Annotated in this window: 6 protein-coding genes; 3 read left to right on the plus strand and 3 right to left on the minus strand. The window is 72.9% G+C overall.

Annotated features, from left to right (window positions below; all coding sequences use genetic code 11):
• Window positions 1–116 precede the first annotated feature (116 nt).
• From K8Z49_RS09540 to K8Z49_RS09550, 3 genes are all read right to left on the minus strand, one after another.
• A complete protein-coding gene (locus K8Z49_RS09540; RefSeq protein WP_412518227.1) occupies window positions 117–1,802 on the minus strand; it encodes a TerD family protein in 1,686 nt (561 codons plus the stop codon).
• Between the two features lie 6 nt (window positions 1,803–1,808).
• Window positions 1,809–2,378 carry a TerD family protein gene (locus K8Z49_RS09545; protein ID WP_021600514.1) on the minus strand — a complete coding sequence of 190 codons (570 nt, stop codon included), beginning with the start codon at window positions 2,376–2,378 and terminating at the stop codon, window positions 1,809–1,811.
• A 185-nt stretch (window positions 2,379–2,563) separates the two neighbouring features.
• A complete protein-coding gene (locus K8Z49_RS09550; protein WP_412518229.1) occupies window positions 2,564–3,928 on the minus strand; it encodes a S1 family peptidase in 1,365 nt (454 codons plus the stop codon).
• 180 nt (window positions 3,929–4,108) lie between these two features.
• On the opposite strand from K8Z49_RS09550, the gene K8Z49_RS09555 reads away from it, so the two are divergent.
• The 3 genes from K8Z49_RS09555 (at window position 4,109) to K8Z49_RS09565 (ending at window position 10,762) form a co-directional block, all read left to right on the plus strand.
• Window positions 4,109–6,289 (plus strand): discoidin domain-containing protein, encoded by a 2,181-nt coding sequence (locus tag K8Z49_RS09555; RefSeq protein ID WP_412518231.1) that lies wholly within the window; start codon window positions 4,109–4,111, stop codon window positions 6,287–6,289.
• Window positions 6,290–6,379: 90 nt separating this feature from the next.
• The gene (locus K8Z49_RS09560; protein WP_412518233.1) at window positions 6,380–7,693 is read left to right on the plus strand and encodes a beta-1,3-glucanase family protein; all 1,314 of its coding nucleotides are present in this window, start codon (window positions 6,380–6,382) and stop codon (window positions 7,691–7,693) included.
• 15 nt (window positions 7,694–7,708) lie between these two features.
• The gene (locus K8Z49_RS09565) at window positions 7,709–10,762 is read left to right on the plus strand and encodes a discoidin domain-containing protein (protein ID WP_412518235.1); all 3,054 of its coding nucleotides are present in this window, start codon (window positions 7,709–7,711) and stop codon (window positions 10,760–10,762) included.
• Window positions 10,763–10,839: the final 77 nt, after the last annotated feature.

A 10,839-nucleotide genomic window follows, 5' to 3' on the forward strand; every position in this document is an offset into this window, starting at 1 on the left:
AGGACGCGTGTCGAATGCGTGCGGCATCCAATTCTCACGAGGCTCGATGAGCGATCACTGGACGCAATTCTCGAAAGTTTCGAGAGGCGTCCCTATGCCGTTCGCCGGGGCTTGGCTCAGCCGTGGGAGGCGATGCTCCGGGCGTGCGCGCCGAGGACGTGGGTGAACAGGGCCGGTGGGCGCGTGCCGTCGCCGGCGTCCGGGAGGACCTCCGGGGTGAGGGTCCAGTCGACGCCCACCCAGGAGTCGCCGATGGCGTCCTCGCTGGACGGGAGGTTGTTGCACGACTGGCGGACCCGCATGGCGCGGACGGACTCGGCCGCCGGCGTGTCGGTCTCGACCAGCAGCACCGGGACACCGACCAGCGGGCCGTCCTCGACCAGGCGCAGCAGCCGGTCCGCGTCCTCGCCGTCGAGCGCGGCGCCGGCGTCGAGGATCATCACCAGGCGCACCGGCGGGCCGCCCATCGGGCCCGCGAGGGACTCCTCCGCGCCGCCGATGCGGCGCAGGTCGACCAGGTCGAGGAGGCGGCGGAGCCGCTCGGCCGCGTGCGGGCCGGTGGCCACGCCGCCGCCCAGCAGGCGGGCGCAGGTGGCCGGGTCGAAGCCGTGCAGCCAGCCCGCGCCGGAGAGCCCGGCCGCGTCGATCACCTCCAGGCCGAGGACGCCGGGCGGCACGGCAGCGAGGAACCGGGTCGCGAGCGACCAGGCGTAGGCGGCCGCGTCGCCGGGCATCACGCCGCGCGAGATCCACATGGCGCGGCGCCAGGGCAGCCGCAGCACGAGCGGCACCCGCAGGCCCGGCAGCTCGGCGGTCGACAGCCGGCCGAGCAGCATTCCCTCGGCGAGGTCGACGCCGGGCCGCCAGGTCAGCCAGGACGGCGCGTCGAACGGCGCCACCTCGGGCGTGAGCTGCGGCTCCACTCTCGCCAGCTCGTCGCGCAGCTGGCCGGCGTCGGCGCGCAGGCGCTCGTCGGCCTCCCGCATGAGCTGCTCGAACCGCCCGCGCGGCTGCCGGCCGGCGATCTCCTCGTTGCGGAGGGTGAGCGCGTGCTCGGTGGCGGCGCGGAAGGCCGCCACCGAACGGCTGGCGTCCTCCCAGACCAGCCAGCAGCGTTCGATGTACTCGACCTCGGTGGACGACGGCTGCCCCGGCGCGGGCGGCTGCGGTGCCGAGGCCGGCGGCGGCTGTGCGGGGGGCGGCGGTGCCGAGGGCGGCCCCGTGGGGGGTGGCTGCGGCGGGCGGGGAGGCGGTGGCGCGCCCACCGCGGGTCCCGGGGGCGGGGCGGCCATGGCGGCGTCCTGCTCGCCGGGGTCGTCCACCTCGATGCCGTGCGCCTCCACCAGCTCGGCCAGGCCGCCCGCGTAGCCCTGGCCGACGGCGCGCACCTTCCACGCCTCGGCGCGGCGGTAGATCTCCAGCCCGATGATCGCCTTCTCCGGGCCGAGTCCCCGGACGGTGAACTCGGCCGCGGGGTCGCCGCCGCTCGCGGTGAGGCGGAGCCGCGGCGGCGGCATCGTCCCGAAGGAGCCGGCGCCCGCCAGGCTCACCGCGATCAGCACCGTGAGCCCGGCGGGGACCGCGTCGAGGTCGAGCTCGACGCGCTGGCCGGCGCCGCCGTCGGCCCAGCGGACGCCGGGCGCCTCGGGCGCGTTGAAGAAGACCAGGTCGGCGTCCGACCGCACCCGCAGGTCGGGCCCGACGAGCAGGGCGCTGACGTCGACGGGCACGGCGCAGGACACGGTGGCGGTCACCCGCCGGGCGGGCAGCGGAGCGTTGCCGCCGCGTGGGAGGTCGGCCATCGGCGGTCAGCAGTGCGCGGCGATCGTCGGCAGCATGTCCTGGAAGGTGCGGCCATGGCACGGCTCGCCGATCGCGTTCATCTTCCAGGCCCCGCCGTGGCGGTAGATGCGGGCCATCACCATCGCGGTGTGGGCGCCGCCGCCGGTCAGCGTGTACCGGGCCATCTCGCCGCCGTCCACCTCGTTGACCAGGCGGCAGAAGGCGTTCTCCACCTCGTTGAAGGTCTGCCCGTTGAAGGAGCTGACCGTGAACACCAGCGAGGTGACGTGCACCGGCAGCCGCGCCAGGTCGACGATCACCGACTCGTCGTCGCCGTCGCCCGCCCCGGTCAGGTTGTCGCCGGTGTGCCGGACGGAGCCGTCGTCGCTGACCAGCTTGCCGAAGTAGACCACGTCGGCGAGGTTGCGGTCGGCGAAGAGCACGCAGGAGGCGTCCAGGTCGATCTCCCGCTCGCGGGATCCGAAGAACCCCTTCTTCTTCACCGCGTCCCAGCCGAGGCCCATCCGGACCATGCTCAGCGCGCCGCCGGGCTTCTCCAGCGAGATCCGCTGACCCTTAACCATCGAGACGGTCACAGCCGTCGCCTCCTCGCCATTCCCCTTGCCGCGCGAACCCGTGAGCGCGTCGTGCGAGGAAAGCCTTTCAGCCGATCCACCCTGTTGTCACCTGATCCGCGACGTCCGGGGCGACCTGTCAGGTGGCGCGGGGCCCGAAGGAAGCCCAGGCCGGATGTGGACTGGGCTTCCTTGGCCGTTCCCGGTCAGTAGCCCCTGGAGGGCTCGCCGTTCCCTGCGGGCTGGCCGCCTTCGGGAGCCTGGCCGCCTTCGGGAGCCCCGGCGCCTTCCTGGCCGCCGGCACCTTCCTGGCCTCCCCCGGCCTCCTCACCGCCACCGGCGCCCTCACCGCCACCGGCTCCCTCGCCGCCCCCGGCCCCTTCGCCGCCGCCGGCGCCCTGGCCGCCCCCGGCCGCCCCGATCTCCGCGCCGAAGGCGTCGAGGGCCTCGGTGACGGGCTGGAAGAAGGTGACGCCGCCGGTCTGGCAGTCGCCGGAGCCGCCGGAGGTGAGGCCGAGGGCGGTGGTGTCGGCGAAGAGCGGGCCGCCGCTGTCGCCCGGCTCGGCGCAGACGGTGGTCTGGATCATCCCGGTGACGGTGCCCTCGGCGAAGTTCACCGTGGCGCCGGTCGCGGTGACGGTGCCGTCGGAGACGCCGGTGGTGCTCCCGCTGCGCAGGACGCGCTGGCCGACCACCGCCTCGGCGGCCTCGGTGATCTCCTGCGACTCGCCGTTGTAGAGGTTGACCGCGCTCTCGCCCGCGGCGCCCTCCGCGCTCTCCACGAGCGCGAAGTCGTTGCCGGGGAAGCTGCTCTGCACGGTGGTGCCGACGGCCTCGGCGCCCTGCTGGTCCGACGTCCACTCCTGGACCTCGTTGCCGCAGTGGCCCGCGGTCAGGAAGAAGTCCTGCTGGCCGCGCTTGACGTTGAAGCCGAGCGAGCAGCGGGCGCCCCCGCCGAAGATCGCGTCGCCGCCGAGGGCGAACGAGCGGAGCTTCCCGGGGATGCGCACCATGCGGATCGCCGCGCCCATCTGCTGGGTCGTGCGCTGGACGGCCGCCATCCGCGTGCCGGTGACGGTGTCGTCCGTCCACACCGTGACCTTGGAGGTGGCGGGGTCGACCGCCCATCCGGTGCCGGGGATGTCCGCCACCGACCGTTGGAGGGTGTTGGTGACGCGCTTCAGCGTCGCGGGACTGCGCTGCGCCATCTTGGGGACGGCCCCGGCGGACCGCACCGCGGCGGCGTCCGTGGCGTTGGTGACCGTGACGACGGGGCGTCCCGCCGAGTCGACGTAGGCGCCGGTCGTGCGGTCGCCGAGGCGGTCGGCGATGCCGGCGGCCTTGGCGGCGGCCTGCCCGGTCGTCCGCGCGGCGCGCACCGCGTCCTGGCCCGCGCCCTGGCGCCCGGCCCGCGCGTCCCCCGCGAGCTTCGCCTCCTGGCCGCCCGACCGTCCCTCGGCGTGCACGACGTACAGCGAGCCGGCCACGAGCCCGGCGGATCCGGCCGCCACCGCGGTCGTCGTGACCACGGTGCGCAGCCGATTGTTCCTCACGCTCTTCCGGCGCCTCATGAACCCTCCTGGTTCCGGGTGTCGATCTACGCGGAGGGGTACGCGCCCCGGCGGGCGGGAGTTCAACACGTCTCGGGGGGCTCTTGACGGCCACATATTCCCCGCCTTAAATCAGGCTGTGAAATAAAGCGTGATCGAAGGGGCCCAGCTCAGTCGCACCCACCCCGAAGGAGATGCGCCATGCATCCCGTCCCACCCCCTGCGCCGCCGTTCGGGAGAGCCTGGCCGGCGGCCGCGTTCGCGCTCCTGCTCGCCCTCGCCCTCGCCGTCCCCGGTCCCGCGGGACGCGCCGCGGCGGCGGCCTGCGGCACCGCGGACGCCGCGCTGAACCGCCCGGCCACCGCCTCGACCACCGAGAACGCGGCCTTCCCCGCCTCCGCGGCCGTCGACGGTGACTCCGGAACACGGTGGTCCAGCGCGTTCACCGATCCGCAGTGGTTACAGGTCGACCTCGGCTCCAGCCAGGAGATCTGCCAGGTCGTCCTGACCTGGGAGGCCGCGTACGGCAAGGCGTTCCAGATCCAGGTCTCCGGCAACACCTCCGACTGGACCTCGATCTACTCCACGACGAACGCGAGCGGCGGCACCCAGACCCTCGACGTCACCGGCGAGGGCCGCTACGTCCGGATGTACGGAACCGCTCGCGGCACCCAGTACGGCTACTCGCTGTTCGGCATGGCCGTGCACACCGGCTCCGGCGGCGGCGGGACGCTCCCCGGCGGCGGCGACCTCGGGCCGAACGTGCTGGTGTTCGACCCGTCGATGAGCGCGTCCGACATCCAGGGCAGGCTCGACGCCGTCTTCCGCGAGCAGGAGAGCGACCAGTTCGGGACGGCCCGGTACGCGCTGCTGTTCAAGCCGGGCAGCTACAACGTCAACGCGAACATCGGCTTCTACACCTCGATCGCCGGCCTCGGCCGCGACCCCGACGACGTCACCCTCAACGGGGTCACCGTGGACGCCGGCTGGTTCGGCGGCAACGCCACGCAGAACTTCTGGCGGTCCGCCGAGAACCTGTCGATCAGCCCGCCCGGCGGGACGAACCAGTGGGCGGTGTCGCAGGCGGCGCCGTTCCGGCGGATCCACGTCCGCGGCGACCTCAACCTCGCCCCCACCGGCTACGGCTGGGCGAGCGGCGGCTACATCGCCGACTCGAAGGTGGACGGCCAGGTGCAGCCGTACTCCCAGCAGCAGTGGCTCACCCGGGACAGCCAGATCGGCGGCAACCTCAACGGCGTCTGGAACATGGTGTTCTCCGGTGTCGAGGGCGCGCCCGCGCAGAGCTTCCCGAACCCGCCGTACACGACGCTGAACACCAGCCCGGTGACGCGCGAGAAGCCGTACCTGTACGTCGACGCGGCGGGCGCGTACAACGTCTTCGTGCCTGGTCTGCGGCGCGACTCGCGCGGGACGACCTGGTCCGGCGGCTCGACGCCCGGTTCGTCCATCCCGCTGACGCGGTTCTACGTGGCCAAGCCCGGCGACTCGGCGGCCACCATCAACGCCGCGCTGAGCCAGGGCCTGAACCTGCTGTTCACGCCCGGCGTGTACCACCTCGACCGGACGATCGAGGTGACCCGTCCCGACACCGTCGTGCTCGGCGTCGGCTACCCGACCCTCATCCCCGGCAACGGCGTGACGGCGATGAACGTCGCCGACGTGGACGGCGTCAAGCTGGCCGGGCTGCTGTTCGACGCCGGGCCGGTCGAGTCGCCGGTGCTGCTGCGGCTCGGGCCCGAGAACGGGAACGCCGACCACGCCGGCAACCCCGCGTCCGTGCAGGACGTGTTCTTCCGGATCGGCGGCGCCGGGCCCGGCAGGGCGTCCACGAGCCTGGTGGTCAACAGCGACGACGTCCTGCTCGACCACATCTGGGCGTGGCGCGCCGACCACGGCGCCGGGGTCGGCTGGACGGTCAACACCGCGGCCAACGGGGTGGTCGTCAACGGCGACGACGTCACCGCCTACGGCCTGTTCGTAGAGCACTACCAGAAGTACCAGCTGATCTGGAACGGCGACGGCGGCAGAACGATCTTCTTCCAGAACGAGATGCCGTACGACCCGCCGGACCAGTCCGCCTGGCGCGCCGACTCGCCCGACGGCTACGCCGCGTACAAGGTGGCCGACTCGGTCACCACGCACGAGGGCTGGGGGCTCGGCAGCTACTGCTACTTCAACGTCGACCCGTCGATCGTGGCGGCGCGCGGGTTCGAGGTGCCGAACCGGCCCGGTGTGCGGTTCCACGGCCTGCTCACGGTCTCGCTGGGCGGGAACGGGGTCATCCGGCACGTCGTCAACGACACCGGCCCGGAGGCGTCCGGCACCGACACCGTCCCGGCCACCGTGGTCGCCTACCCCTGATCCCCGGCTGACGCTCCCCGCGGGTCCGCGCCGGGCGGGCCCGCGGGGGCTCGCGCCCCTCCTCTCCGCCCCCCTCGAAACGGAGATGCCATGAGGCTTGCCGCGGCCATGACCGCCCTGTCCCTGCTCCTGCCCGCCGCCCTCGCGCCGGGCGCCCCCGCGAACGCCGCCGCGTGCGGGACGTCGGACGCCGCCCTGAACCGTCCCGCCGGCGCCTCGTCCACCGAGAACGCGCCGTTCCCCGCCTCGGCGGCCGTGGACGGGAACCCCGCCACCCGCTGGTCGAGCGCCTTCGGCGACCCCCAGTGGCTCCAGATCGACCTCGGCACCAGCCAGGAGATCTGCCGGGTCGTCCTTTCCTGGGAGGCCGCCTACGCCAGGTCCTTCCAGATCCAGGTCTCCGACAACGCCACCGACTGGACCTCCACCTACTCCACCACCACCGGATCCGGCGGGAGCCAGACCCTCGACGTCACCGGCAAGGGCCGCTACGTCCGCATGTACGGGACGAGCCGCGGCACCCAGTGCGGCTACTCGCTGTTCGGCATGGCCGTCCACACGACCGGGACGACCACGCCGCCCGAGGACGACTTCTGGGGCGACACCTCGACGATCCCGCCGGCGCGGAACGTCCTCATGGTCAAGGTGCTCAACCGGACGAACGGCCGGTATCCCGACAGCCAGGTGTACTGGAGCTTCAACGGTCAGACCCACTCGATCGCCGAGCAGCCGTACCTGGACATGCCCGTCAACTCCGCCGGGCGGATGTACTTCTTCCTCGGCTCGCCCACCAGCCGCTACCAGGACTTCATCGAGTTCACGGTCGGCGCCGACGTCTTCAACGGCAACACCACCCGGGTCGACGGCTTCGGCCTGAAGCTCGCGATGCGCCTGCGGGCGCACGACGGGTACGACGTGTCCGTCGGCGAGGACCAGGCCACCTTCGCCGAGGACCGGGCGGCCACGTTCCAGCGGTTCGTGGACGAGGTGCCGCCGGAGTTCGACTCGCTGGCGACCGTCGAGGCCCCGTACCGCATCCCGGCGCCGGGCAACTCGCCCGTCTTCCAGCCGGGCGGCGCGCAGGCGGGCTACTTCGCCTCCTACGCCGCGTCCGTCGGCGTCTCGGCCACGACGCAGCAGGTCACCGGGTGCTCCGGGCCGCTCGCGAACGACGCCGGGATGTGCTCGGCGCTCAACCGGCACGTCGCGCACCTGCCGCGGTCGCAGTGGTCCGACCCGGCGCTGTTCTACAACGCCGCGCCCGCGAACTACTACGCGAAGTTCTGGCACGACCACGCGATCGGGCGGCTGGCCTACGGCTTCCCGTACGACGACTACGCCGGCCGCTCCTCCTTCATCTCGCACGGCGACCCGCGGTACCTCCTCGTCGCCGTCGGCTGGTAACCCCGGGAGAACCCGATGACCGCACGACAGCGGTACACGAGCGCCCTCACCGTGCTGGCGGTGCTCGCCGCACTCCTGACCGTCCCCGCGCGCGCCGCCCGCGCCGCGACGCTGCTGTCCCTGAACAAGCCCGCGACGGCGTCGTCCAGCGAGGGCGACGCCTACCCCGCGTCCGCCGCGGTGGACGGCAACGCCGGCACCCGCTGGTCGAGCGCCTTCGGCGACCCCCAGTGGGTGCGGATCGACCTCGGGGAGAGCAGGGACATCAGCCAGGTCGTCCTGAACTGGGAGGCGGCGTACGCGGCCGCCTTCCAGATCCAGGTCTCCGGCAACGGCTCCGACTGGACGTCCATCTACTCCACGACCACCGGTTCCGGCGGGAACCAGACCCTCGACGTCACCGGTCGCGGCCGCTACATCCGGATGTACGGGACCGCCCGCGCCACCGGCTACGGATACTCCCTGTGGGAGTTCTCGGTCTACGGCGAGGCCGAGACCGGGCCGCCACCGGGAACGACGCCGATCTCGGCGTTCAAGCAGGTGACGGCGTCCTCCTGGGAGGGCGGCAACGCGCCCGCGGCGGCACTCGACGGCCGCACCACGACCCGCTGGTCCAGCGAGGCCGGCGACGACCAGTGGCTCCGCGTCGACCTCGGCGGCACCGCGACGATCACCGGCGTCACGCTGAACTGGGAGGCGGCGTACGCGACCGGCTACCGCCTCGACGTGTCCGGCGACGGCACCTCCTGGACGACCCTCTATTCCACGACCACCGGCAAGGGAGGCGTCGAGAACCTCGACGTCACCGGGAAGGGCCGCTACATCCGGTTCTCCGGCACGGACCGCGCGACGGGTTACGGGTACTCGTTCTGGGAGTTCCAGGTCTTCGGGACCGTCGACTCGTCGTCCACCACGCCTCCCCTGCTCTCCGCGCCCTCCAAGGCGCCGGGCACGACCGGCCAGTTCGCGCTGGTGACACCCGCCGACCACGCGATGGTGACGAACACGCGACGTCCCGTCCTGTCCTGGGCGGGCGTCCCCGGGGCGGCCCGCTACGAGGTGTGGATCAACATCAGCCGCACGGACTACGACTTCACCGCGTCCGGCCCGCTGCTGGACCTCTACACCAAGGTCGCCGAGACGTCCGGCACGAGCTACGCACCGTCCTGGGACATCGGCGACCGCTGGACGTACCGGTGGTACGTCGTCGCGGTGAACGGCTCCGGCGCGCGGACCACCTCGAACATCCGGACGTTCAGCGTCTACCTCCCCGAGATCGAGACGGTGGACGACGGAGTCGGCATCGTCAACGGGGCCCGCGACCTGAACAAGAACGGCTCGATCGAGCCGTACGAGGACTGGCGCCGGCCCGTTGAGGACCGCGTCGACGACCTTCTCGGCAGGATGACCACCGAGGAGAAGGCGTACCAGATGTTCTACAACGCGCAGGCGTACGCCCGGTCGGGCTGGCACTTCGGCCCGGCCCAGCCGAACGACCTCCACACCGTGCTCCGCGCGGCGGCCGGCACGCGTCTCGGCATCCCGCCGGTGTCTGCGGGCGACACGATCGCGGGCTACGAGACGACCTATCCCCTGCAGAGCGCCCTCGCCGCCGCGAAGAACTACCCCCTCGACTACAGGCTCGGCGACATGCAGCGCCGCGAGGAGCTGGAGGTCGGGGCCCGCGGCGTCCTCGGCCCCCTCGCCGAGGTCGGGACGAAGGTGCTCTATCCCCGGATCCAGGAGGGCAACGGCGAGAACGCCGGCGTGGCCGCCGCCCAGGTGCGCGCGCTGGTCGCCGGGCTGCAGGGCGGCCCGGAGCTGAACCCGGGCTCCGTCCTCGCGACCGTCAAGCACTGGCCCGGCGAGGGCGCCGGCGGCGAGGCCGGCATCACCTACGACGAGGTGACGATCAAGTACCACATGATCCCGTGGCGGGCGGCGCTGGACGCCGGCGCCGTCAACGTCATGCCCGGGTACGCGGGCAGCGAGTACCTCGATCCGGGCGGGCCGGGCGCCGGGAACAGCGCGCCGATCCTGCGCTACCTGCGCGACGAGCTCGGCTACACGGGGCTCATCACCACGGACTGGCTGCCGTCGGGCGCGTGGGTGAGCGCCGCCAACGCCGGGTCGGACGTGATGGGCGGCGCCGACCCCGGCGCGGCCGGGTTCTCGATGGCCGACTTCACGGCGCGGGTGCCGGTGAGCCGGATCGACGACGCGGTCAGGCGCGTCCTGCGGCTCAAGTTCAAACTCGGGATCTTCGACCGGCCGTACGGCGACCCGGTGAACGGCCCCTACCGGTTCCACCAGCCGTCCTACGCGGCGCTCGCGAACCAGGCCGCCCGCGAGTCGATCACCCTGCTGAAGAACGACGGCGTCCTGCCGCTCAAGCTGAAGGAGGGCGACGACCTCGTGGTGGCCGGGCCGCGCGCCACGGACGGCGCCGCGTGCTGCATCTGGACGAGCTACTTCCACCCGAACCACGGCTCGCTCACCCTGCTGGACGCGATCAAGGCCCGGGCCGCGAAGGCGGGCGTCACCGTCCACCAGGACAGCGCCCCCGCACCGGACCTCGCGGTCGTCGCGGTCGGCGAACCCTCCTACACCCACGCGACCGCGTGGGCGAACGAGCGGCCCTACCTGCCGCCCGACCAGCTCGCGCTCATCAGGCGGTTCCATGACCAGGGCGTGCCCGTGGTCGTGGTGATGGACCTGCCGAGGCCCACGGTGATCAGCGAATGGAACGGCATCGCCGACGCCATCGTGATGACCTACCGGGGCGGCGAGGAGGTGGGCCCGGCGACCGCGGGCCTGCTGTTCGGCGACTACGAGCCGCGCGGGCGGCTGCCCTGGCAGCTTCCGCGCACTGTCGACCAGATCCTCCGTCCGGGCGGCGTCGACCGGCCCGAGGACGCCGTGGAGAACTGGAACATCCCGTACGACCTGGGCGCCACGCCCGCCGAACGCGCCGAGATCCACGCCCGCATCGACGCAGGCCAGCCCCCACCCACCGACTACGGCGACCCCCTGTACCCCTACGGCGCCGGCATCCAGAGCTGGCCGTAGCCCCCGCTCCCCCACCCCGAAGGCCCCGCCGCCTCCCACGAGCCGGCGGGGCCCCTCGGGCTGACCGGTCCCGGCCT

It is taken from the genome of Actinomadura madurae (genome assembly GCF_047130825.1).
Lineage (GTDB): Bacteria > Actinomycetota > Actinomycetes > Streptosporangiales > Streptosporangiaceae > Spirillospora > Spirillospora madurae.

What these genes read in the sequence shown, in the direction of transcription:
- K8Z49_RS09540 (WP_412518227.1), bottom strand. Translation starts at nt 1,802, where the DNA reads ATGGCCGACCTCCCACGCGGCGGCAACGCTCCGCTGCCCGCCCGGCGG.
- K8Z49_RS09550 (WP_412518229.1), bottom strand. Translation starts at nt 3,928, where the DNA reads ATGAGGCGCCGGAAGAGCGTGAGGAACAATCGGCTGCGCACCGTGGTC.
- K8Z49_RS09555 (WP_412518231.1), top strand. Translation starts at nt 4,109, where the DNA reads ATGCATCCCGTCCCACCCCCTGCGCCGCCGTTCGGGAGAGCCTGGCCG.
- K8Z49_RS09560 (WP_412518233.1), top strand. Translation starts at nt 6,380, where the DNA reads ATGAGGCTTGCCGCGGCCATGACCGCCCTGTCCCTGCTCCTGCCCGCC.
- K8Z49_RS09565 (WP_412518235.1), top strand. Translation starts at nt 7,709, where the DNA reads ATGACCGCACGACAGCGGTACACGAGCGCCCTCACCGTGCTGGCGGTG.